The following is a 24,867-nucleotide window of genomic DNA, read 5'->3' on the forward strand; positions in this document are numbered from 1 at the left end:
CACCCAGCTTTCATATAGAGAGCTTGCAGTCACGGCTCTCCTCCCTGATATACTTCCCTTGAGTTACTAGTCTTGCAGATTTCTATTCAATTACTACATAGTTTATCAGATTTTTAGTTAAAAAACAAGTTAGATTAGACTAATTTCAATATAAAACTCATTCCTTTTTCTGTTGCTCCATTTTCCACAAATCCAAGCGACTTGAAACACCTCCTAGAAGCATGATTGTAGGTGTAGATTTCCTTGACTCTCAATTCTTTCCATCCTTTTACTCGAGCCAATTCAATCAAAGCACTTAGAATCTTTTTTCCAAGTCCTCGATGTTGGTAATCGGAATTCCCAATCACAATGGGGAGATTATCCTGAGATAGTGTAACATCCCCAATTGGAAACCATTCCCCCTTCTCCTTGACTTCAATCCAAAAAAGTTCACCATGCTGATCCAAATGGGAATACATAGCTTCCAAAGTTTCTTGACTATAAGGTCTCTTCACACCATCTACGAGGTGAACCAAGTTCACATCCTGATACCAAGCAAAAGCTTCTTCACAATGATTGACCTTATAATAAGGAACAAGACGCAGTGCATTATCTATTTGTAAAATCCGTTTCATCTGCTTTCCTTTTCAACAAAAGAGTTGCTGCTTGATTAAAACCATCACACCAGTTATACCATTTTGCTTCATACTCATTTTTAGCTAAGATATGATTTTTTAAATCCAGAACAGAGTAAATTTTTCTTTCTTCGCAGGCTTGCGCATAGAGATGATATAGTTCATCACCACCATCTCTATCCCACTCAGCAGAAATCGTATCCCTACCTGCCAATAAAGTCTGATAAGCCCTGTGATGCCCATCTGTAATCAACAAGCAGTTTCTTTTCTGATAAGTATAGTTGAGTCGGATGAAGATCTGCTATATTGACTTTCATTTCTTTCTCCTCAAAGGAATTTGATATTCACTTCTGCTTACCTTTAAATCGCCATTGGAAGCGGAGCTTGTCATAGAAGGGAAACTCTATAAACAGGACTCCCAAGCCGACACAGAGACTGGCAAGGACATCTGATGGGTAATGAACTCCCAGATAGACCCTCGATACCAGCACACTGACTAGGTAGAGACCTAGCACGATTTGCACGATTTTTCTCCAGACTGGATCTTTCATCCGTTGACTGAGGATGACAATCAGAGTGCCGACCATCAAGGTTACAGCCAGAGAATGCCCACTTGGAAAAGAAAATCCCTTCTCCTCTACCAAGTGTAAGATATCTGGCCGTGGGCGCTGGTAGATATTTTTAAAGGTCACGATTAAAAGACCTGCCAAAGACAGATTTCCCAGCATGAAGAAACTTTCTATCTTCCATCTCTTACGATAAAAGATAAAAGCTGTAATGACAACCCAAGTGATAATCACTGGGATATCAATCAGGCGTGTAATGGCTCGGAAGAGAATAGTCAAATAAACTGGTAAATCTCCTCGAACAGCAGTCTGTATCGGTTGGTCAAAACCGACTAGCGTTTCAGGGTAAAATTTGACCATGTAGCCAAGAATAACGAAAAGTAAAAGGGCAAAACTGCCCTTCATTAAAAATGTTTGTTTATCTTTCATAATGTTTTAAGGTTGGTTTCAAAAGGACGTACAACAACCAGAATGAAACGGAAAAGATTACACCCTCAATCAAGTTAAAAGGTAATACCATGGTCATTAGGTAGTTGGAAAGTCCCAAAATTTTTCCAATATCAAAGTTAGCAAACTTAGCGTACAAAGGAACAGCATAAACATAGTTGAGAACCAACATTGCCACAGTTAAACCAATAGTCCCAGCTAGAGAGCCTAGTAGGAAACGAAGGGTTGTCCGTTCCTTTTTCCAAATCAAAGCAAATACGATGACAAAAACTCCCAAAGCTACGATATTCATTGGTAAACCAATGTAAGTATTCACTCCCTGGCTGTTAAGAAGCAATTTCAAGAGTGAGCGAAGCAAGAGAACTCCTAGAGCAGCAGGCAAATCCATGACCACCAGACCCACAAGGACTGGCAAGATACTAAATTCGATCTTGAGGAAGGACGCCGCTGGCAAAAGCGGAAAGTCAAAGTACATCAGCACAAATGAGATGGCTGATAAGATTGCAATGGTCGAAAGTCGACGTGTGTTTGTCATAACAGGTTCCTCCAATTTTCTATAAAATCAGAAGAAGTTAGAAAGGATCCCTCTATCTATTCTCACTTTTTATATCCCAAAAGTTCCCTCTCACTCTATTAAAGAAAACAAAAGCAAGCGGTTACAGTTTAGCTATAAATCTATCAGAACAGACAAAGCTATTCTTTCGTCTTCTCCCATCCAGACTATACTGTCGGTTGTGGAATCTCACCACATCAGCTTGCGCTCGCGGACTTCTTTAAAGAGAAGGAAATAGAGATTTTTCTTTTAGACTAGGCGACAAGCTGTAGGCATAACTTCTGGTTAGGCAAAGCTTGTCAACAAAGTATAAAAGGAAAAGATCATTTCCTAGTTAAAGTCACCGCCGGTCGGGAATCACACCCTGCCCTGAAGACTCTTTTATCATAACAAAAAACGCTTGCAAGCGCAAGCATTTTGTTCATTTTCATTTTCATTTTTTATTTCAATTTATCCACTTCATAGGTATGAACAAGCTCAAGACCTGCAAAGTTCTGCTGGCGGAGGGCTTCGTAGACAATCATGCAGACAGTATTCGACACATTGAGACTGCGGACATGTTCATCATTCATGGGAATACGGAGAGCTTTCTCAGGATGTTCTCGCATAAAGTCCTCCGGCAAGCCCTTGTCTTCACGTCCAAAGAGAAAATAATAGTCTTCATCAGTCGATAAATCCACCTCAGAATAGACTTTTTCCGCGAATTTCGAAATCAGATAAAGTTTACCCTTCATCTGAGACATGAAATCTTCTAAACTGTCGTAAAAATAAATCTCTAGCTTATCCCAATAATCCAACCCAGCTCGCTTCATCTTGCGGTCATCAATAGGAAAGCCCATTGGCTTGATGATGTGGAGGGGAGAATTGGTCGCAGCGCACGTACGCGCAATATTGCCTGTATTTTGTGGAATTTGTGGTTCAAATAATACAATGTGATTTGTCATGACTTGCTTCCTTTCACCATTGCAAAAAAATAGCCACACTGCCCGGAGTCAAGCTCAGCAAACAGCGTGGTTAAGGCATCGTTAACTTACCTCACAACAGGTTTGAAGTAAATCAGCGAAACTACTTTCTTAGTATAACACTTTCAGAATCATTGTCAATAGAAACGACTTGATTTTTTCAATTTTTTCAAGCTATTTCCAAGGATTGTAAAATCGTCCCTGATTCTGCAAGATAAGTAATAAACTAGTTACTAAAAACAAGGCTGCCAAGAGCAAGGTAAGATAGTCTCCTTTTTTCAAGGACTGATAACTATACCAAGTGCGTTTTTTCTCTTTCCCAAAACGGCGAAGCTCCATGGCTGTCGCGATGGTATCAATCCGTTCTAGCGAACTGAAAATCAAGGGAGTAATAATGCGCAAATTACCTTTGATTCGTTGCATAAGAGAAGCTTTCTTGGATAATTCCATCCCACGCGCTTCCTGAGACATCTTGATAGTAAAGAATTCTTCCTGCAAATCTGGAATATAGCGCAAGGTCAGGCTGACTGAATAGGCAATCTTGTAAGGCACACCAATTTGATTTAAACTGGAAGCAAACTGACTAGGGTGGGTTGTCATCAAAAAGATAATAGCCAGAGGAATAGTGCAAAGGTACTTAATAGCCAAATTTAGCAGATAAAAGAGCTCCTGGCTGGTTAGAGTGTAGGCACCGATTCCCTGCCAAATCACACTTCTCTCTCCGTAAAGTCCAACCCCATACTCAGGAGAAAAGAGATAGACCATCAAGACGTTTAAAACGGCAAATACCGTCGCAAAAACGGCTACAAAGGAAACATCTTTAAAGCGGATTTCTGACAAATAGAGGAGAAAAACCGAAAAGATAGCAATCAAAACAAGCAGTCTGGTATCATAGCTAATCATGGCCGCCAATGATACGAGAATGAAAAAGAGGAGTTTAGCAGCTCCTGACAAGCGATGAATCACAGTATCTCTATGCTGGTAACCAATTAATTTAGCTTGCATCCTTCTCTCCTTTCTTTGTAAAATGCCGTTAAAGCAAGTGGATCCACGTCGAGTTTCTTTGCCAAGTTGAAGATAGAAGTTTCTTTTAGATTGGCTTTTACTAACAGCTCAGGATTGCTCAAGAGACTAGCTGGATCAGTATCGGCAATCAATTCCCCATCCACCATGACAAGAGCCCGATCTGAATAATCCAGCATCAATTGCATATCATGCGTAATCATGACAATGGTATGACCTTTTTGATGCAGTTCTTCGAGAAATTCCATAATCTCAGTATAGTTCTTCTGGTCTTGGCCTGCAGTCGGTTCATCTAAGAGGATAATTTCAGCTCCTAAAACCAGAATCGAGGCAATAGTGACACGTTTTTTCTGACCAAATGACAGGGCAGAAATGGGCCAATTACGGAATTCATAAAGCCCACAGATTTTCAAAGTTTCATAGACTCTCGTTTCAATTTCCTGCTCGTCCACACCTCGCAAACGAAGTCCCAGAGCCACCTCATCAAAAATCATATTAGTTGAAATCATTTGATTGGGATTTTGCAGCACATAGCCTACTCGTTCCGCCCGTTCTGCAACAGAATCTCCTTTTATATCCTGCCCTTCCCACAGATAGCGACCTTCCGTCTGGATAAAGCTACTTATGGCCTTGGCTAGGGTTGACTTCCCAGCCCCATTTTTCCCGACAATGGCAATCTTTTCACCCTTTTTAATATCTAAATGTAGGGATTTTAAAATCGGTCTATCATCATAAGAAAAAGACAGATCCTCTAATTTAAAGAGTGACTGCAATTCTGGGGTTTCTTTTACCAGTTCCGTCTGCAACTGAACCTGACCTTTTGAGATAGACATGTTATCCAGATTCGCTAATTGTTCTTCCTTCTTTAAATCCACACCCAATTGACGGAGAGTGGTTAGATAAAGGGGTTCGCGAATTCCATTTTGGGTCAACAGATCAGTCGCCAATAACTGATCAGGACTCCCATTAAAGAGGATACGGCCATCATTTATCAAGACAATCCGATCCACAGGACGATGCAGAACGTCCTCCAAACGGTGCTCAATAATAAGGGTCGTCGTCCCCTCTTCCTTATGAATCTGGTCAATCAATTCGATAATATCCTGACCTGACTTGGGATCAAGATTGGCGAGTGGCTCATCAAACAAGAGAATCGGACTCTCATCAATCAAGACACCAGCCAGACTGACTCGCTGTTTTTGTCCACCTGACAAATCCTGGGGACGCTGAGACAGTAAAGGGAGAAGGTCCAGCTTTTCAGCCCATTTATAAACACGATTTTTCATCTCATCTAGGGCTGTCACATCATTTTCCAGAGCAAAAGCCAAATCTTCTGCCACAGACAGACCGATAAACTGCCCATCTGTATCCTGTAAAACTGTGCTAACCAGATGAGATTTGTCATAGATACTCATATCAAAGGCCGCTTGCCCCTTGATCAAAAATTCTCCAGACATCTGACCCTTGTAAATATTGGGAATAATCCCATTCAAACACTGACCCAAGGTAGATTTACCTGACCCAGATGGCCCAACAATTAAGACTTTCTCTCCCTTGTAAATGGTCAAGTCCACCCCTTGCAAGGTCGGTTCTTGTTGTGTTTCATACCGGAAAGAGAAATCCTTCCACTCAATTATAGCTTCTTTCATCTTACTCTCTTCATTCGCTTCTTCTACTCAATGAAAATCAAAGAGCAAACCAGGAAGCTAGCCGTAAGTTGCTCAAAACACTGTTTTGAGGTTGCAGATATAGCTGACGCGGTTTGAAGAGATTTTCGCAGAGTATTAGACTTCTATTTTATCATAAATCAAGCCCTTCTTGCAGTCTCTTCTCCTAAAATCTTAGCGCCCAAAAGATTCTTATCCTAGCTTACTTGCCTCACTAATCTATAAACATCGAAAAAGACTGGTTGCCCAGCCTTCCCCATCATTTTATACTCAATGAAAATCAAAGAGCAAACCAGGAAGCTAGCCGTAGGTTGCCCAGCCTTCCCCATCATTTTAGTCCTTTTTCAAACTTCCTGCACGAGTTTGAGTTCCTGCATAGGCAAGCAAGAGAAGAGTTCCTGCAATAGCTACAGATACACCATTAGCAATTCCCGCAACAATCCCTTGAGCAAATACTTTTTCTGCCGCTTCTTGATAAATCACAACATCTCCAAGTGGTGCCAAGACACCCCAAACAAGGGCATTTGCAAGTAGTTGAATGAGGTTAAAAATAAGAATATCTTTCCAGTCAAAGACACCATTGATCACGCGAACGTACTTTCTAAATAGCCCCACAACTAGACCAAAAAGTCCACTAGCGATAATCCAAGTCCACCACAGACCATATCCAGCAAGAGTGTCCTTGATTGCATGACCAATCAACCCGACAAGCAAACCGATAATCGGTCCAAAAATAATAGAAAGTAGCGCTTGTACCGCATACTGAAGCTGGATGCTTGTATTTGGAACAGGGGTCGGAATATTGATCATCCCGATGACGACAAAGAGGGCAGCGCCAATTCCGACAGCAACAACTTGTTTAATTGTAAATTTGATTTCCATACTATTTATTCTCCTATTTTATCCTTCTATTTTCTTTATTTCAATGGTCCAAGATGAACCGACACCCACATTATAGGCCTTGGCAAAAGAACCTTGGTTGATAGCTAAACCTAAACGATAGAGAGAGTTGATGTAAAGGATGGGTTGCCCAATTCTCACATCCGCAAATGATTTGCCATAGACAACCTGATTTTGATAGACCAGCATATCTGCATGATAGATAGTCACTTCAAAACGATCACCGAATGCTGGTTCCAGTTTGTAAAATTCTTCCCGTGTGATAGAGGTCCAGAGCGAACCAAAACGCACATCCAGAATATCAATGGCTCCCTTCACCAGATGATCTTCAATGATGGTCTCTACGACTGGAAGCTCTACAATATGGTCTACACTGAGCTCTGGTCCCACTTCCTCAAAAGTAATGTGACCACTGGCTAGTTTAGCTCCAGTATAGGCGTAGACATCCCGACCGTGGAAAGTATAAGAATGCTCTGTATTTTGCCGTCTATTGGCCACCTCAGAAATCTCACGAATAGCTACAATGCCAACGTGTTTCTTAATAAAAGAAAGCGTCCCATTGTCTGGCGTGACAATGTATTGATTTTTGGCAGTCTTGGCAACCACGCTCTTACGTTTCGAACCGACACCTGGATCGACAACAGATACAAAAGTTGTTCCCTCAGGCCAGTAATCCACCGTCTGAAAGAGACGATAGCTCCCCTCAAAAATATTATAAGGCGTGATATCGTGCGTCAAGTGATGGATTTTTAAGGTTGGAGACTCTTCTAAAGCCACTCCAATCATAGCCGATACCGCACCATCTACCAGACCAAAGTCTGATTGTAATACCAGTAAATTATTATTCATTTTGTCTCCTCATATACCCTTTATCATACCATATTTCAGAGAAAGGTGCTAATAGCTATTTCAATTGATTAGGGTATAGTTTTACCTTATAGCAAAATTTCACTAAAAGCTCTTGTTATTAGCTAGTAGGTGCATTTTTTCTTGAAAAAAGGTATGATAGTTACATCATGAAAAAGTAGGTTTTATTATGAAAATTATCCTTGTCGGAGGGGGAAAAGTTGGTTTTGCCCTCTGTCGCTCCTTGGTTGCAGAAAAGCACGATGTTTTGCTGATTGAGCAAGACGAAGCTGTTCTCAATCATATTGTCAGTCGCTTTGATATCATTGGTATCCTTGGTAACGGGGCCGATTTTGCCATTCTTGAGCAAGCCAGCGTCCAAGATTGTGATATCTTTATCACCCTGACTGAATACGATGAAGTCAACATGATCGCAGCAGTTCTAGCCAAAAAAATGGGAGCTAAAGAGACCATCGTTCGGGTGCGGAATCCTGAATATTCTAACTCTTATTTCAAAGAAAAGAATATTCTCGGTTTTTCTCTTATTGTTAATCCTGAGCTCTTGGCTGCCCGCGCTATTGCTAATATCATTGACTTCCCAAATGCTCTCTCTGTCGAACGTTTCTTTGGTGGACGGGTCAGCTTGATGGAATTCACTGTTAAATCTTCCAGCGGTCTTTGCCAAATGCCCATTTCTGATTTTCGGAAAAAATTTGGCAATGTCATTGTCTGCGCTATAGAGAGGGATCATCAAATTATCATCCCAAGCGGTGACATGACTGTACAGGATAAAGATAGAATCTTTGTCACTGGTAACCGTGTTGACATGATGCTCTTCCATAATTATTTCAAGTCTCGTGCCGTGAAGAGCCTTCTTATTGTTGGAGCTGGTAGAATTGCCTATTATCTACTAGGTATCCTCAAAGACAGTCGTATCGATACCAAGGTTATTGAAATCAATCCTGAAATCGCTAGCTTCTTTAGCGAGAAATTCCCAAACCTCTACATCGTTCAAGGAGATGGTACCGCAAAAGATATCCTGCTGGAAGAAAGTGCTCAAAACTATGATGCCGTTGCGACTCTAACAGGGGTCGATGAGGAAAATCTGATTACCTCTATGTTCCTTGACAGGGTAGGTGTACAAAAAAATATCACCAAGGTCAATCGTACCAGTCTCCTCGAGATTATCAATGCGCCTGATTTTTCAAGTATCATCACACCTAAAAGCATCGCTGTAGATACGATTATGCACTTTATTCGTGGTCGGGTTAATGCCCAGTATTCAGACCTTCAGGCCATGCACCATCTAGCCAATGGCCAAATCGAAACCCTGCAATTTCATATCAAGGAAGCTAATAAAATGACTGCCAAACCTCTTTCTCAACTAAAACTAAAAAAAGGGGTTCTTATAGCAGCCATCATTCGAAAGGGCAAGACTATTTTCCCTACTGGGGAGGATATGTTGGAAGTTGGAGACAAGCTCCTAGTAACAACCTTGTTGCCAAACATCACCAAGATTTATGACTTGATCGCGAGGTAAGAAATGAATAAAAGTATGATTCGTTACCTCCTTTCAAAATTACTTTTGATTGAAGCTGTTCTTCTTTTGGTTCCTGTGTCTGTCGCTCTCTATTACCGTGAATCGAGCCAAGTCTTTACGGCCCTCTTTTCAACAATAGGGATTCTCGTATTACTAGGCGGTTCAGGAATTTTACAAAAGCCCAAAAATCAACGGATTTATGCCAAGGAGGGAGTCTTGATTGTTGCCCTCTGTTGGATCCTTTGGTCCTTCTTTGGCGGTCTCCCCTTTGTTTTTGCTAAGCAAATTCCCAGCGTTATCGATGCCTTTTTTGAAATCAGTTCTGGCTTTACAACTACTGGAGCAAGTATTTTGAACGACGTTTCGGTCCTCAGTCGTTCCCTCCTCTTCTGGCGAAGTTTTACCCACTTGATTGGAGGGATGGGAGTGCTTGTTTTTGCACTTGCTATTATGGATAATGCCAAGAATAGTCACCTAGAAGTGATGAAGGCTGAGGTTCCTGGCCCTGTTTTTGGTAAAGTAGTATCCAAACTAAAAAACACTGCCCAGATTCTCTATCTCCTTTATCTAGCTCTCTTCTCCCTCTTTGTCATCATCTATTATCTGGCTGGCATGCCCCTATTTGATAGTTTTGTCATTGCTATGGGGACAGCAGGTACAGGAGGCTTTACCGTCTATAACGACGGGATTGCCCACTATGGCAGCTCACTGATTACCTATCTGGTTAGTATCGGAGTTCTGGTTTTTGGGGTAAATTTCAATCTCTACTACTACCTCATGCTCCGTCGCGTCAAAGCCTTCTTTGGTGACGAGGAACTTCGTGCTTACTTGGTCATTGTTCTGCTTTCTACAGGCTTGATTAGCCTTAATACCCTCTATCTCTATCCAGGATTTTCAAAGAGTTTTGAAATGGCCTTCTTCCAGGTTTCCAATATCATTACAACGACTGGTTTTGGTTACGGAGACATTACCAACTGGCCCCTCTTCTCCCAGTTTATCCTTCTCTTCCTCATGGGAATCGGTGGCTCTGCTGGATCAACCGCAGGTGGACTCAAGGTTATCCGAGGCCTAATCCTTTCAAAAATTGCTAAAAATCAGATTTTATCAATCCTATCGCCCCACCGTGTTTTGACCCTCCATGTTAATAAAACGGTAATTGACAAAGATACCCAGCATAAGATTCTCAAGTACTTTGTCATCTATTCTATGATTTTGCTATCCCTTATCTTTATTGTCAGCCTAGATAGCAATGATTTTCTGGTTGTGACCAGCGCTGTCTTCAGCTGTTTCAATAATATCGGGCCTATTCTAGGAACTACTTCTAGTTTCTCAATCTTTAGTCCTATCTCAAAAATTCTCCTCTCCTTTGCAATGATTGCAGGCCGCTTGGAGATTTACCCAATCCTACTTCTCTTTATGAAGAGAACTTGGTCTAAGAGATAAAATACAAAATCCCTCTTTTTACAATTGTGAAAGAGGGATTTTTATATTAAAAAGGGGGAACGTTTTTAAATCCAAGCCTGTCTGTAAGCAAAGTCCTTACTCAAATAAAAGATGGAAAAACTTACTACACAGCTTGGTAATGCTCCAATACAAATTGTAAGGCTTTACTTGGATTCTTTGTTAAATGAATATATTCCATTCCTCTGGTAGCAACTATCTGAATACCTAATCTTTCTGCATCCACCTTCATCTCTCTATAATAACTCCGAACTTGTGGAGCCAGAATGATCAAATCATAAATACCCATAATATCATAGTGAGCTCCGTACGCTCCTGAATTCGCAATCACTCTAACTTCTGCTAATTGAGCGCCCTCGTTAATTGCATTGGCTAATTGCGCACTTGTTCCAGATCCTGCACAAAGAACCAGTACTTTCAACTCCTTACTTTTTATTTCATCTAACTCACCAGGCATTATTTCACTTGTATCCTCCTCTAAAATAATATCATTTGAGCTTGCAACATCTTCTTTCATCAGTAACTGTCTATCATACGCTCTACAGAATGGCAAATAAATCAATATGTCGACAACTAAAATCAAAGATAAAAATACAAAGGATATAGGTTGAAAATTCGTTCCAATTAACAATCCCAATGGACCAGGAAAGGCCCAAGGTAACTGGATATAAAATCCATTCATTCCAAAGAAATCAATAAAGACCTTTCCTAGAAATACATTCACTGGTGGAGTCATCAAAAAAGGGACAAAAAAATAGGGATTCAAAATAACAGGCATACCAAATAGAAGAGGTTCATTTACAGCAAATAAAACAGGAGTAATTGTAGCTTTACCTACCGATTTTAATTGTTTAGACCGCATAAAGAAAATCAAAATAAATGGTACAACAAAGGTAGCCCCCGTTCCTCCAATAGCAGCGATATAATTCCCGAAATTAGGTGTTAAAGAATGATAAGGGAACTGCCCATTTGCAAGAAGTTGAGCATTCTCTTCCATATTGCTCAGCTGTAAAGCTGTAACAGCAGGTAAGACAATAGATGGCCCATGAATTCCAACAAACCAAAGCAAAGCACACATAAACCAAATCAACATCATAGCAGGATATGATTCTGCCCCCTTAAAAATAGGGGTCAATAGTTGTTGAAATACTTGGGCAAAAGGAACATCTAAACTAAACCGAGATACAATATCTAACAAACCACTAATAAGTAAAACAAAAGAAAAAGGAAAAATATCTCTAAAAGCTTGGGATATAACTCCAGGAACTTCCTTAGGTAAATGAATAGTAATGTCTCGCTTAATACAGAATCGGTAAACATTTACAGTAATAAAGGCACTGACAAACGAAGTTATCAATCCTTGAGATCCTAAATAGTTTGTCGACAAACTTGTAGATCCCGTCTTCTCATCAACTACAAGCGTTACAGTTAATACCAGATAACTACATATGGCTGCCAACATTACAGAAGTATCATTTATTACCTTTCCAGGAGGCATTTTTCTATTAACATTTCCAGCCAATGACTTTGCAACTGTCCCTGAAACAATAACACCCAAAACTCCCATGGTTAGCATATACACTTTCCTCATCCAGACAATAGCTGGACTCGGTAACTCTACTCCGAAATTTTTAGGAATCATAATAATAATCATCAAAAAGCTTGAAAACATAATTAAAGGCATAGTAGCAATGAATCCATCTTTAATAGCCATCATATAATTATTAGTAGAAATTTTTTCAAATTTCCCTTGTTGCTTTTCAATGGCAGCGACTAACTTATCCATAAAAACTCCTCCTGTAAAAAATTTAAGCTCATAGTTAAAATATATTAAACATCAGTCAAATCGCTAACCTTAATTCCGTTTTAGCACTTTTACCCAAAGAGCACTTTTCTTAATATATCGCTTCTGTGTCTCATAATCAACAAAGAAAAGACCATATCGCTTATTGTAGCCATTCGCCCAAGAAAATTGATCTTGCAAAGACCATATAAAATAGCCTTGAATATTGACTCCCCTATCTCGAGCCTCTAAAACTTTGTGTAAATGTTGCTCAATATAACGGATTCTTTTACTGTCATCAATAATATCATTCTCGCCCTCTGGCTTAACCTCTTTAAGGGCTGTACCATTTTCAGTTAAATAAATGACCGGATGTTGAGGATATTCTTCTTTGATACGAAGCAACATATCAAATAAGCCTTGAGGATAAATATTCCAATCCCAATCTGTTGTCGGAATCCCAGGCTTTTTTACAAATTCACCTAGAGCATTTAATTTAAAAAAGGACCGTCCTTTTATTCCTGTTGAATTAAATTCTTGTCTATTTTCACCTTTGTATTCACGAATAAATTCTGAACGATAATAATTCATCCCAAACATCGTATTAAGAGGTGCAGCTCTTTTCATAATTTCTAAGTCACCATCTTCTATAATAAAGCTAGAATTATTAGCTTCCAATATTTGATTCAAGTGAAAAAGCGTGTCATCACTGTAGTAGCCCAAAAAAGTTCCATCTAATAGAAATTTATTATTATAAACATCATACCGTTTAGCTGCCAAAATATTTTCTTTTTGCCCATCAATAGGATAGCCTGGCTTTAACGCATGAATACAACCTACCTTTCCCTCAATCCCTAATTGATGAAATTCGAGGACTGCAAGAGCATGCGCCAACAACATGTTATGATTCGCTTGAATTGCTTCAGATAATTGAAAATGATGATTCGGAGGAAACTGACCTCCTATATATTGACCTGCAGCAAGAGACATCAGTTCATTGATTGTAAACCAATGCTTGACTTCTGTAAATTCTTGGAAACAAAAGCGAGCATATCGTATGAAACGATCAATATTCTCTCTATTCAACCAATCCCCTGTTTCTAACATTTTCTGAGGCGAATCAAAATGATGTAAAGAAACAAACGGAATCACATTATGTTTTAAGCAGGACTGAAAGACTCTATGGTAATACTGAACAGCCAATATATTCGGCTCCCCATCTATATCAGGAAATATGCGAACCCAGGAAATAGATAAACGCAAAGCCTGCAAACCATGTTCTGCCGCCAAGGCTATATCTTCTTCGTAACGATAATAAAAATCACTAGCTGGATCTGGTAAGAACGGACTATTTTCTTGCAAATAAACATCCCACATGTTTATTCCTTTGCCATCTACCCTAGTTGCACCCTCTACTTGATAAGCAGCGGTAGCAGCTCCTAATAAAAACTCCTTCGGTAAGGCTTTAACCTGTAAATTTTCCATGACTAATCCTCATTGCAAACCAATATGTTCTTCAATCTTTCGAATTCGTTCATATTCATCAATAAAAAACTTTACCTGATCATACAATAGCATCGTTGTCATCAAAGTATCTTGACCATGAATCATGATAAAACTCACTTCAAAATTATCTCCAGATGCCTCCTCCGCTAATAAATTAGTCTGTTCTCGATGGGCAGACACTATTGAGTCGTTTGCAGACTCAACCAATTCTCTTGCCTGTTCAAAATATCCATCTCTCGCAAACGCCAAAGCATCCATCAAATCTGACCTTGCATCTCCTGCGTAAGCGACAATTGTAAAACCAAGCATATTTATTTCTTCTTTTGATTTCATCTTTCTTCCTCCTCAATCTTGATCCATCTTTTACACATCATTATTAAAATGACTTCGCTACGATACAAATAGAAAGTTGACCCTAAATATCTTAAAAATCCTTAAATTTCATAATATTTAGGATCAATCTTCTCTGAATACCTTAGTTCATTTTCTATACTTATGATTTATAAGTGGAAACCAGCGTAATTTTTTGCTACTTCAATTACACGATAAACATCCAAATTAGATTGGAATAGTAATTCGTGCCCACGGATATAATTCAACACATTTCTCCATTCATCTTGAGCTTGCCTTGTTTTTCCAGTTGCTTGAAGATATAAAGCCTTCGCCATCTTAACAACATATTCACGATGATAACTGAGCTGTTTCCATTCATCCTTTTGACTATTTAATAACTTAGAAATATTTTCCTCAATAATTGGTAAAAAATTATCAGCTAGATTGTAAGCTATATAATAATGATTCGCTAAAACATCATTTTGACGGCTGCCAATTGCATTAAAATAATCACATGAGGAATAACTAGATAATTTTTCTAAATATTCAACAACAGACTGCCAATTTTCCCCATACAAAGCAGAAAAGTATTCTTCAATCAATTCTTCATAACTTCTTGTCTTCTTCCAGAGCATTTGCCCCATGACATAATTAGGAAAATTATGAGGGAATCCGGCACGTAATTCTTGACACGAAATGTACCCGTTCAAATGTAGGTTTGAAAGATAAGATACATCTCTGTAAATAGTTTGACTAATTTTCATATAGCCTAAATCGCCATAATGAGCACGCCCTAAAGGATAGTCATATACGAAACTATCTCCTTTAAATGTTTTTTGCCACTCAAAAAGATAAGATAAATTTTCCTCAAGAGAATTCGGAAGTATAATTTTATTACGCATATAAGGTTTAGGCGTAGGTATGGAATTGTCAAAATCTACATCTGCATAACTCATTTCAAATGTTCTTGTAATCGGTGCAAACATCATGGTAAAGCGTTCAGGATTATCTAATTTTTCTTTCCGAGGTGCCCATAACAACTCATGATAAAGCAGAAAACAAATCTTTGTATCTAATCCCTCACTCGTTAAAGCCCTATCCAATTGATTGAGAATACGAATATACTGATCCGAAACTAATTCTTGTCTACAGTTTTCGCATTCACAAATATTATTACGAGCATCCGACAACCATACATGTAAGTAATTCACATCAGGTCTTTTCTTGGCATAATCCGTAATAATTTCTACCATCTTATCAGCTACATCTGGATTTGAAAAATCCAGGCTGGTTAAAATCGGAGCCGTATTAAACAATTCTCGTTTCCCGTTTATTTCAGCGACATAGGGTTTCTTCTCCTCTGAAATACTAAGACCTGATTCCCAGCCAAATTTTGAAGAGTAACCTAAAACCTCACCTGTCCATCCATGACCAACACGATGATGAATAAGACCTCTTTTTTGCAATTCTTTATCCAACCTATCACTCAATTCTTGTACTAATTCATTTGAGAATTTTTCTTTATTTAGGTATGGATTAAACTCATGTTCATACCAACGTTTCAAAAAAGAATAGGGATTTTCAAACTGAATGAAAAAACTGTTCATCCCAATCTTAGGTAGCCAATCAATAAAATCTAGTATATTTTCAAATGAATCCGCTCCCTCTATACATACTCCCCTATGATAGTAACTGGCTGTTTCATCTATAGATAGCTCTTTATCTAAAAAATCTTCAAATCGTAACTCTGGAACAAAGTCATGTCCGCGCCCTGGTCTAGTATACACAACCCCAAATTCATGAAACATTCGGTAAATTCCAATAAGTAAACCTACAATTGTATTAGACTCAATTCTCCCCTTACCCTTGTCTAATGAGATAAGAACATGGTCTTTTCTATCCTCTTTATTGACTAATCCTACAAAAATATCCGCTTCCTTCTCCTCGACAAGTTCTATGTCAGTCTTAAAGACCCGATTCATATAGTAACTTAATTCCTCTAAGGCAAAGCTAGAATAAGCATTTTTCTGCTGATCAAATACTCTGATAACCATCTTATTCCCCTCCAACAGTAGCTTTTTCTTTTTCAAGATTGCGTTTATCTGCAATTTTGAAGAATGGATAATAAATTGCCACAGAAACCAAAATTAACACAACTTGTAATAGAGCTCCTCGCCAACTAGCCCCTGTCGCAAGGAATCCTCCTATGATCGGTGGCATTGTCCACGGAAGGATTACACCTGTTGTATAAGGTACTAATCCTACAGCCATTGATACATAGGTAATTAAGGCATTGATTGTAGGAGTAGCAATAAACGGAATCAGCATAATCGGATTTAAAACCGTTGGAAACGTAAATAGAATAGCTGTATTGATATTAAAGATAGACGGTATAATAGCTAGCTTACCTAATGTTTTATTAGCACGACTCTTACTAAATAGGAAGAGACAAATCGCAAGACCAATAGTAGCTCCACCGCCACCAATAAATACAAATAAATCTTTAAACGGTAATGTAATAATGTGTTGGAGTGTTTGTCCTGCAGCCACAGCTTCTTGGTTTTCTGTAGTAAATTGTAACCAAACTGGGTCTACAAAAGCATTTAAAACTTGTCCCCCATTAACTCCACAGAACCAAAAGAATGAGTTTACAATAACACATAGAATCATACCTGGAAGCGTTCCTGCAATTAACTTAAGCGGTGTTCCAACAATTGCACCTAGGAGTCCGTTGAGACCTCCTGCAACTCCTGCCGCTTCAAGACCTTTTAAGACCAAAGCCCACAAAACAAAAGTAGTAAAACCAGGTAAAAGAGCTGAAAATGATTTACTTACTACATCTGGGACACCACTTGGCATTTTTATCGTAATTCCGCGCTGGATAAACATACGATAAATCTCTGCTGTAACCAATCCAATGGTAATCGCCATAAACAAAGAAGATGCATTCAGGCTAGAAAATGGTATTGCGCCGCCAAATAACTGCTTGACCTGCTCTCCATTTTTATCATAAACCATACTCGAAAAACGAGGTGCCATCAATACAAAACTGGATAAGGCTATGATCCCTGCCGATGGACCATCTGTACCATATCCTTCCGACAACCTGTAGGCAATACCGAAACAAGCGACCAAGGAGATAATCGCTACTGTTGACTGATTCATAGTTGTCAAGATACTTAGCAATCCAACACTATTCAGCCAATTTGTAAAAGCCTCTTGAGGCCAACTGATTAGAATAAGAAATAAAGAGCCGACTAAAATCAAAGGCATTGCCATCATAAATCCTTCACGAATAGCTTTCAAATGCCGTTGGTTGCCAACTTTTTCACCAAACGGAGCGACTTTTGTTTCTAAAAACGCTAAAATATTGTTCATCACCGGAACTCCTTTTTTTATTTTTTATAAATTAAATATACCACTAACAGAAAGCGTTGTCAATATATTTTTTACTGTTTTTACAATATTTTTTTCTTTGTATAGAATAATAATTTTAATTGATTTTTTCTTATGTTTAATATAAAATAAACCAAAGGAGGAAACAAATGATTACAAAACAATCAGCCTTTTTACAAAATAGAGCCACTATACTGGAGTTTCTATATCGAAATCCAGCAACATCCCGTACAGATATTGTTAATGAAACAGGACTTACTCCAGCAACAACGACTAACATCATAAAAGAGCTAAGTGAACAGTCCCTCATATACGAAACTGGTGATGAATTTAGCGAGTTTTCCGGATCCGGAAGACGTAGAAAAACTATTTCTATCACAGATAATATTCCGTATGTTGTTGGAGGTATTGAAATAAATGTCTTAGGTATCTTTCTCAGTCTATGTGACTTACAAGGGAAAACTCTTTTCGAGGCAGAAATTTTGAATGAAGATTATCCTATTTCAGAAATCAATTCCACCATTACCAATATGATAAAAACAGCTATAGAGTATGTCCCTTTGGAGACAAAATTACTTGGATTTGGCTTATCAATACCTGGACATTATAACAAAGACTCCGGAAGCATCATTACAAACAACCCCATATGGGAATCTTTTAATTTATTAAATGTAATTAAAGATTTCAATTTTCCTTTTATTGTAAAAAATAATATTGATTGTATGGCTATAGGACAATACCTTTTTAATCCACACAATACCCCCGATAACTTTATTTTCCTACACGCTGGATTAGGTATTTACACTTCCTTTTTCACAAAAGAAAAAATAGGAGCCTCTAAAAATCCTTATATCGGAGAAATTGGACACACCATTGTCGAATTGAATGGGCAATATTGTGAATGCGGAAAAAAAGGTTGTTTACAAACATATATTTCGGATGCTTGGTTAATCAAACATGCCCAATTATTATTTAAAAATTCCCAACTAACTGTACTAAAAAGCCTTGTAAAGACTGAAAAAGACATTCATTTAGATACCCTTTTAACAGCTTACAACTTAGGCGACTCCGCTTTACGCCAACAAATTGATAAAGGAGTCAATTTATTGGCCACTTCTATTGCAAATCTTCTCCTCATCAATCCTGCTGATAAAATCTATATCAACAGTCAATTGCTTAATTATCAACCTTTCACTCATGAAGTCAGGGATAAAATCCAAGATCAGCTCCACTTCGTTCCCTTTACTCGTAATATAGAAATTGAAATTTTACCTTACAACAAACATCGTGGAAGTATAGGAGCTTGTGCATTAGCTATCGTCGCTTTTTTCATAGAACATAGCAATGTATTACAAGATATTATTTCACCTTAATATATTAGAAATCTATAGACTTGTTTAAATCAACTATAACCTGTAGTAAATATCTCGTATTTAGACAATATGAAAACAAGACGACTTCCATATAGGAAACCGCCTTCTCGCTATGTTGCATGAAACTGTAAAAGTGGATGAAATTGATAGCGGTAGTCAAATCAAGAGGCATCATAACTCTAAAAAGTCACAATATATAAGTTCATCCTCGGAAAAATATCATTCTAATTGTTGAAATGCCTACATGAAGAGGAACGTTAAATGCTCATGAAACAACGAATACAGGTATCAAAACTGTGACAAAACAAGTCCCTAAATTTACTAAAGACACTGCTCAACTTTACACCTGTAAATGGTTGTTGTATAATAAACTTACAAAGATGTACGACCACACTGTTGTAAATCATAGTATTCGCGAATGTATTACTGATAGCATTTCTACAAATACAAGTATAGGGATTGGATGAGATTCAAACGAAATATGTCAGTGTGTTGGCATTCCTAGCCTTCATATCATTTAAAGAATTGTATAGACAAAATTTTTCCCAATACAGACACTCGTAACAACTGCTTCATTTTTCTACCAACATATTTAGGAACGGGATAAGATACAAGAGGATCAATCCATAAATCAGTTCTATACCAATCTAAGACAAATAAGCTAAAAAAACGATTGATAATAAGCAAATGGATTCCAAATTTTCTCTATCTCCTCATTTTAATGAACAATACTAGTGTAACTATCCTTCCAGTCAGAAGCTTGTCAAATCACACCGAAAATTCTTCTAAAATTTATCTCGTTAGGCAATCAAGCAAAAACTCGACGATAGTACAAACATTATCATACAGAATTGACTTCCTAAATTATATACTTTAGTAAGGTTTTCGGATAAGAAAAAAGGTTCATTTTACATTTCTAAACACTCTTTTCTAAGATGAAAAACAGAATTTTTCGATTGTGATTTAAAGCAACAAGATAATTTTCAGTATCATCCTATAGATACGAGCTAATTAAGAAAAACTACATTTTTGAATATAAACTACAATAAGATAAACTAAATTTCATAGGAGGAAGACAATGGATTGGTACGATTATATGATACAGGCATCCAAACAATCACAATTCAACGCAAGCCATTGGTTTCGCTATTTGCGAAAAGTTATTTTTGAAGACTATTCTTATTTAACAAACCAAGATGTAGAAAAGTTGCTAGACTCCAAAGAACTAACTCATTTTCAAAAAATTAGCTTGAAGTATGCCTTTCAAGAGCATACTCCAACTCATAAATATGTGATTTCATTAAATAAACCTGCTAAGTTAACCAATGTTCAAAAATTGATGGAGAAATACAAGCATGGATAAAATGAAACCGGTCTTCCAAGCCCTAAATAAGGAATTAATTCAGGAAAATCTGACTTTAACAATTATCTGTGTCGGTGGTTATGTCTTAGAATATCATGGTTTACGTGCCACACAAGATGTTGATGCTTTTTATGACCAAAATCAGAAAATCAATGAAATTATTGCTCGTGTAGGAAAACAGTTTAATCTTAACACCCACGAAGAGTTATGGCTCAACAATCATGTTGCAAATATGAACAAACAACCTCCCTTAAGTTTATGTGAATCCTTGTACTCATTTGAGAATCTGACCGTTTTAGTAGTCCCTATTGAGTATGTGTTAGGAATGAAGATGATGAGTATCAGGGAGCAGGATTTGAAAGATATTGGTGCAATTATTAAATACAAAAACTTTCATTCACCATTCGATACCTTTAAATATTTAAAAGACATGGGATTTGATACTATTGACCTCTCTGTTCTCTTAGAAGGTTTTAGTTATGCTTATGGTATGGATTGGTTAGAAAAATTTTTTAAAGAAAATCAAGATAAACTTCGCGAATTTTATTAACAGTATCAAACAAGATGATTGTCAATTAGCCAGTCGTCTTATTTTTATGATGAAATGAAATAAAAACTGAACAAATCGCTTAGAGAATTCCAGTCAATTTCTAGCACTATTTGAGTCGTTTCAGCGGGCTATTTCAGATTCGGTCCACTATTCCTTTCCAAAAACATTGCATATTGCGCCGAAGGAATTGCTCACACTATCCCAAACACAAAACCCTCAGTCGACTGACCGAGGGTTCCGTATTTCATTATTCAAGAACTTGATTAGCTCAACGCATCCAAGGCATCATCCATTGAAAGAACTTCGTGGAAGACACGTTGTGTCAATTCAGTTTTTTGTTCTGGAGTGAGGTATTTAGTGTTTACACAGTATCCAGAGATACGTACGATAACATCTTCACCAGACATAATCTTTTCGTAAACATCGTTCAAGTCCATAACGTTCAAGTTAACGTGTTGTCCACCGTTTTCGAAGTAACCATCAAGGATTGTTACCAAGTTATCAACTTGTTCGTCACGAGTCTTACCAAGAGCGCGAGGTGAAACTTGAGTAGTCAATGAGATACCATCAGCTGCATAACTAAAGTCAAGGCTAGAAAGTGAGTTCAAGTTTTGCAACCAGCCACCTTTAGCTTTGTTAGATGGGTTAGCACCTGGTGAGAAGAATTCAAGTTTAGACAAGTTCACAGAACCATCTTCGTTGAGGTATACACCTTTGTGGACTGGTGAGTTACCAGTTTGTTTAGAGTAAGCAACGTTAGATGTGATTGTCAAAAGTGATACTGTAGCTTCAGCGTCTTTGTAAAGTTTGTGGCTACGTAGACGAGTTGTGTAAGCTTCGATCAACCATTCTGCCAATTCGTTTGAACGTGGGTCATCTTCACCCCAACGTGGGTATTCACCGATTGTTTCGTAATCGTAGATATAGCCATTTTCATCACGGATTGGTTTAACTGTAGCGTATTTGATAGCTGACAATGTGTCAACAGTGTTGGCAAATCCACAGATACCGAATCCCATGTTAGCGCGTTGTTTAGTTGGCAAGAAGGCCATTTGAACAGCTTCGTAGTTGTACTTATCAGTCATGTAGTGGATGATATTCAAAGCATCTACGTAAGTGTCAGTCAACCAGTCAAGAGATTTTTCAAAGTTAGCTTTAACTGATTCAAATTCAAGAACTTCGTCACGGATTGGTTCGATGTCAAATACTTTGTAGTCTTTGTGAACATCGTCGTAACCACCGTTCAAACCAGTAAGAAGGGCTTTCAATACGTTTACACGCGCACCGAAGTACTGGATGTTGTGGCGTTGTTCTTCATTTTCTGGGTCAAGTGGAGACACACAGCATGAGATACAACTCATTTCACCATATCCGTCTTTAGCCATTGTTGTTACACCTTCGTATTGGATTGAAGAGTGTTTGTGGCTCATGTGCATACAGTAGCGACGGAAGTTGTATGGCAATTTATCAGTCCAAAGAACTGTCAAGTTTGGTTCCGGAGAGTTACCGATGTTGTCAAGTGTGTTCAAGAAACGGTAGTCCATCTTAGTAACACGGTGACGACCGTCGTTACCCATACCAGCCATAGAAGTTGTGATGAATGTTGGGTCACCTGAGTACAATTGGTCGTAAGCTTTTGTACGAGCAAATTTAACTGTACGAAGTTTCATAACGAAATCATCAACGAATTCTTGGATTTCTGATTCCGTAAATGTACCACGAGCAAGGTCACGTTCCGCAAAGATGTCCAATACGATTGGCACACGTCCTAGGGATGTAGCAGCACCGTTGATAACACGGCAGACAGACATGAAGGCGATGTTAACCCATTGGATAGCTTCTTTAACGTTCATCGCTGGTTTGCGAACATCAACCCCATAAAGGTCACCCAAGCGAACAACTTGTTGCAATGCTTGATATTGAAGGTTGATTTCTTCACGAAGACGGATTGTTTCTTCATCGATTTCTTCGATTGCGTTCCAGTCGTTTACTTTTTCTTGCATCAAGTAGTCTGCACCGTAAAGAGCAAGACGTGCGTAAACACCGATGATACGTCCACGTGAGTATGCATCTGGAAGACCAGTTACAGTGTGAGCGTGACGAGCGCGACGGATGTTTGAAGTGTAGGCACGGAAGATACCGTCGTTAACTGTTGTTACGTATTTAGTAAAGATTTCGTGAACAGCTGGGTCTGGTTCGTATCCATTTTCTTTCAAAGTAGTTTCAGCCATACGGATACCACCTTTTGGCATGAAGTTCAATTTGAAGAGTTCATCGTTTTGGATACCGAAGATAACTTCGTTTTCTTTGTCGATAAATCCTGCTGGAATGTCAGCGATAGATGTTGGACGAGTGTCCATTGGGAAACGAGTTTCTTCGTAGTTAGCCTTCGTTTCTTCTACAATTTTTTTGATGTGAAGTGAACGTTCTGTTGGTCCTGCAAGGAAGCTTTCGTCTCCATCGTAAGGTGTGTAGTTAGCTTGTACAAAGCGTGATACACTTGCTTTTTCTTTCCAATCTACGCCTTTGAAGCCTTCCCAAGCTTTGTCAAAAATATCTTGTGCTTCAACAACTGTTTTAACAACCATGTTAATGTCCTCTTTTTTCTTTCTAGTAACAACCATCTGTTACATTTATGAGACAAGTATACCACACAGTAACCGATTTCAACAAGTGAAAATTCCCTATTTTTACACTTTCTTTTCTAAAACAGTCTACATTTTATTTCAAACTGTATTATATTTTTGAAAAAAATAAAGCCTCTTTTCCTTTTTTCAGAAAAAAGAGTATAATAAAAGAGAATAAGCGGTAAAAAGAGGATAGGTATGTTGATTTTTCCTTTGTTAAATGATTTGTCAAGAAAAATCATCCATATTGACATGGATGCCTTTTTTGCTGCGGTAGAAATCAGAGATAATCCTAAACTCAGAGGAAAACCTGTCATTATCGGAAGCGACCCTCGGCAAACAGGTGGGCGGGGAGTCGTTTCTACCTGTAGCTATGAGGCACGAGCTTTTGGTGTCCATTCTGCCATGAGTTCCAAGGAAGCCTATGAGCGTTGTCCCCAGGCCGTTTTTATCTCAGGAAATTATGAGAAATACAAGTCTGTGGGACTCCAGATTCGAGCGATTTTTAAGCGCTATACAGATTTGATTGAACCCATGAGCATTGACGAAGCCTATTTGGATGTAACAGAAAATAAACTCGGTATCAAGTCAGCGGTCAAAATCGCTCGCCTCATTCAAAAAGATATCTGGCAAGAACTCCATCTAACTGCTTCCGCGGGCGTTTCTTATAACAAGTTCTTAGCTAAAATGGCGAGCGATTATCAAAAACCACATGGTTTGACAGTAATTCTACCTGATCAGGCTGAGGATTTTCTCAAACAAATGGACGTAACCAAGTTTCATGGAGTAGGAAAAAAGACGGTGGAACGGCTTCATCACATGGGTGTTTTTACTGGCGCTGACCTACTTGAAGTTCCTGAAGTGACCCTAATAGACCGCTTTGGCAGACTGGGCTATGAGCTGTATCGAAAGGCTCGTGGCATTCACAATTCCCCAGTCAAATCCAATCGCATCCGTAAATCAATCGGCAAGGAGAAAACCTACGGGAAGATTCTCCGTGCCGAGGAAGACATCAAAAAAGAGCTGACTCTTCTATCAGAACGAGTCGCTCTCAATCTCAGTCAACAAGAAAAAGCTGGAAAAATTGTCATTCTGAAAATCCGCTACGAAGACTTTTCAACTCTCACTAAACGAAAAAGTCTGGCTCAAAAAACACAGGATGCTAGTCAGATAAGCCAAATCGCCCTGCAACTCTATGAAGAGTTAAGCGAGAAAGAAAGAGGTGTCCGCCTGTTGGGGATTACCATGACTGGATTTTAATGCTCAATGAAAATCAAAGAGCAAACTAGGAAGCTAGCCGCAGGCTGCTCAAAACACTGTTTTGAGGTTGCAGATAAAGCTGACGCGGTTTGAAGAG

The 24,867-nt window shown here is 38.5% G+C and carries 20 protein-coding genes, 1 pseudogene and 1 riboswitch; of the genes and pseudogenes, 6 read left to right on the plus strand and 15 right to left on the minus strand.

Annotated features, from left to right (window positions below):
- Positions 1 to 134 precede the first annotated feature (134 nt).
- The 9 genes and pseudogenes from HT714_RS00840 to HT714_RS00880 all read right to left on the minus strand — a co-directional run bounded on the left by HT714_RS00840 (position 135) and on the right by HT714_RS00880 (position 7,581).
- Positions 135 to 584 carry a GNAT family N-acetyltransferase gene (locus HT714_RS00840; RefSeq protein WP_173226357.1) on the minus strand — a complete coding sequence of 150 codons (450 nt, stop codon included), beginning with the start codon at positions 582 to 584 and terminating at the stop codon, positions 135 to 137.
- Between the two features lie 4 nt (positions 585 to 588).
- Positions 589 to 931 (minus strand): annotated as a pseudogene (locus tag HT714_RS00845) (chromosome partitioning protein ParB).
- A gap of 27 nt (positions 932 to 958) precedes the next feature.
- Positions 959 to 1,609, minus strand: a complete 651-nt coding sequence (locus HT714_RS00850) for a phosphatase PAP2 family protein (protein ID WP_240148082.1) — start codon at positions 1,607 to 1,609, stop codon at positions 959 to 961.
- Positions 1,599 to 2,162 carry an ECF transporter S component gene (locus HT714_RS00855; protein ID WP_000185834.1) on the minus strand — a complete coding sequence of 188 codons (564 nt, stop codon included), beginning with the start codon at positions 2,160 to 2,162 and terminating at the stop codon, positions 1,599 to 1,601. Before HT714_RS00855 ends, HT714_RS00850 begins: the two co-directional genes overlap by 11 nt.
- A gap of 164 nt (positions 2,163 to 2,326) precedes the next feature.
- Positions 2,327 to 2,561, minus strand: a riboswitch (FMN riboswitch).
- A 59-nt stretch (positions 2,562 to 2,620) separates the two neighbouring features.
- The gene (locus HT714_RS00860) at positions 2,621 to 3,124 is read right to left on the minus strand and encodes a tRNA (cytidine(34)-2'-O)-methyltransferase (RefSeq protein ID WP_172928053.1); all 504 of its coding nucleotides are present in this window, start codon (positions 3,122 to 3,124) and stop codon (positions 2,621 to 2,623) included.
- A 192-nt stretch (positions 3,125 to 3,316) separates the two neighbouring features.
- On the minus strand, positions 3,317 to 4,147 hold the full coding sequence (locus HT714_RS00865) for an energy-coupling factor transporter transmembrane component T (protein ID WP_173226215.1): 831 nt from the start codon (positions 4,145 to 4,147) through the stop codon (positions 3,317 to 3,319).
- Positions 4,132 to 5,814, minus strand: a complete 1,683-nt coding sequence (locus HT714_RS00870; protein WP_173226213.1) for an ABC transporter ATP-binding protein — start codon at positions 5,812 to 5,814, stop codon at positions 4,132 to 4,134. Before HT714_RS00870 ends, HT714_RS00865 begins: the two co-directional genes overlap by 16 nt.
- A gap of 351 nt (positions 5,815 to 6,165) precedes the next feature.
- The gene (locus tag HT714_RS00875; RefSeq protein WP_173226211.1) at positions 6,166 to 6,714 is read right to left on the minus strand and encodes an ECF-type riboflavin transporter substrate-binding protein; all 549 of its coding nucleotides are present in this window, start codon (positions 6,712 to 6,714) and stop codon (positions 6,166 to 6,168) included.
- 18 nt (positions 6,715 to 6,732) lie between these two features.
- A complete protein-coding gene (locus HT714_RS00880; protein WP_173226209.1) occupies positions 6,733 to 7,581 on the minus strand; it encodes an S-adenosyl-l-methionine hydroxide adenosyltransferase family protein in 849 nt (282 codons plus the stop codon).
- Positions 7,582 to 7,768: 187 nt separating this feature from the next.
- Between HT714_RS00880 and trkA the strand changes: the two genes are divergently transcribed.
- Both trkA and HT714_RS00890 read left to right on the plus strand, forming a co-directional pair.
- A complete protein-coding gene (trkA, locus tag HT714_RS00885; protein ID WP_173226207.1) occupies positions 7,769 to 9,118 on the plus strand; it encodes a Trk system potassium transporter TrkA in 1,350 nt (449 codons plus the stop codon).
- Between the two features lie 3 nt (positions 9,119 to 9,121).
- Positions 9,122 to 10,561: a TrkH family potassium uptake protein gene (locus HT714_RS00890; RefSeq protein WP_173226205.1), complete on the plus strand. Its 1,440-nt coding sequence runs from the start codon at positions 9,122 to 9,124 to the stop codon at positions 10,559 to 10,561.
- Between the two features lie 124 nt (positions 10,562 to 10,685).
- Here the strand turns inward: HT714_RS00890 and HT714_RS00895 are convergent, their stop codons facing one another.
- The 5 genes from HT714_RS00895 to HT714_RS00915 all read right to left on the minus strand — a co-directional run bounded on the left by HT714_RS00895 (position 10,686) and on the right by HT714_RS00915 (position 17,579).
- Positions 10,686 to 12,365, minus strand: a complete 1,680-nt coding sequence (locus tag HT714_RS00895) for a PTS transporter subunit EIIC (RefSeq protein ID WP_173226203.1) — start codon at positions 12,363 to 12,365, stop codon at positions 10,686 to 10,688.
- 69 nt (positions 12,366 to 12,434) lie between these two features.
- Complete coding sequence (gene lacG / locus HT714_RS00900; protein ID WP_173226202.1) at positions 12,435 to 13,847, minus strand: 6-phospho-beta-galactosidase; 1,413 nt, start codon at positions 13,845 to 13,847, stop codon at positions 12,435 to 12,437.
- Between the two features lie 9 nt (positions 13,848 to 13,856).
- Positions 13,857 to 14,201, minus strand: a complete 345-nt coding sequence (locus HT714_RS00905; protein WP_000836780.1) for a PTS lactose/cellobiose transporter subunit IIA — start codon at positions 14,199 to 14,201, stop codon at positions 13,857 to 13,859.
- Positions 14,202 to 14,368: 167 nt separating this feature from the next.
- A complete protein-coding gene (locus tag HT714_RS00910) occupies positions 14,369 to 16,255 on the minus strand; it encodes a DUF4838 domain-containing protein (RefSeq protein WP_173226200.1) in 1,887 nt (628 codons plus the stop codon).
- Between the two features lies 1 nt (position 16,256).
- Positions 16,257 to 17,579: a PTS sugar transporter subunit IIC gene (locus tag HT714_RS00915; RefSeq protein ID WP_173226198.1), complete on the minus strand. Its 1,323-nt coding sequence runs from the start codon at positions 17,577 to 17,579 to the stop codon at positions 16,257 to 16,259.
- Between the two features lie 167 nt (positions 17,580 to 17,746).
- Here HT714_RS00915 and HT714_RS00920 point away from each other — a divergent pair, with 167 nt between their 5' ends.
- The 3 genes from HT714_RS00920 to HT714_RS00930 all read left to right on the plus strand — a co-directional run bounded on the left by HT714_RS00920 (position 17,747) and on the right by HT714_RS00930 (position 20,883).
- Positions 17,747 to 18,970 carry an ROK family transcriptional regulator gene (locus tag HT714_RS00920; protein ID WP_173226196.1) on the plus strand — a complete coding sequence of 408 codons (1,224 nt, stop codon included), beginning with the start codon at positions 17,747 to 17,749 and terminating at the stop codon, positions 18,968 to 18,970.
- Between the two features lie 1,078 nt (positions 18,971 to 20,048).
- Positions 20,049 to 20,333 (plus strand): hypothetical protein, encoded by a 285-nt coding sequence (locus HT714_RS00925; RefSeq protein WP_050259685.1) that lies wholly within the window; start codon positions 20,049 to 20,051, stop codon positions 20,331 to 20,333.
- Positions 20,326 to 20,883: a DUF6036 family nucleotidyltransferase gene (locus HT714_RS00930; RefSeq protein ID WP_000359824.1), complete on the plus strand. Its 558-nt coding sequence runs from the start codon at positions 20,326 to 20,328 to the stop codon at positions 20,881 to 20,883. Before HT714_RS00925 ends, HT714_RS00930 begins: the two co-directional genes overlap by 8 nt.
- Before the next feature lie 263 nt (positions 20,884 to 21,146).
- Here the strand turns inward: HT714_RS00930 and pflB are convergent, their stop codons facing one another.
- Positions 21,147 to 23,471: a formate C-acetyltransferase gene (pflB, locus tag HT714_RS00935; RefSeq protein WP_173226194.1), complete on the minus strand. Its 2,325-nt coding sequence runs from the start codon at positions 23,469 to 23,471 to the stop codon at positions 21,147 to 21,149.
- 237 nt (positions 23,472 to 23,708) lie between these two features.
- On the opposite strand from pflB, the gene dinB reads away from it, so the two are divergent.
- Positions 23,709 to 24,770: a DNA polymerase IV gene (dinB, locus tag HT714_RS00940; RefSeq protein ID WP_173226192.1), complete on the plus strand. Its 1,062-nt coding sequence runs from the start codon at positions 23,709 to 23,711 to the stop codon at positions 24,768 to 24,770.
- Positions 24,771 to 24,867: the final 97 nt, after the last annotated feature.

The sequence above is a fragment of the Streptococcus sp. 3705 genome (genome assembly GCF_013277145.1).
Classification (GTDB): domain Bacteria; phylum Bacillota; class Bacilli; order Lactobacillales; family Streptococcaceae; genus Streptococcus.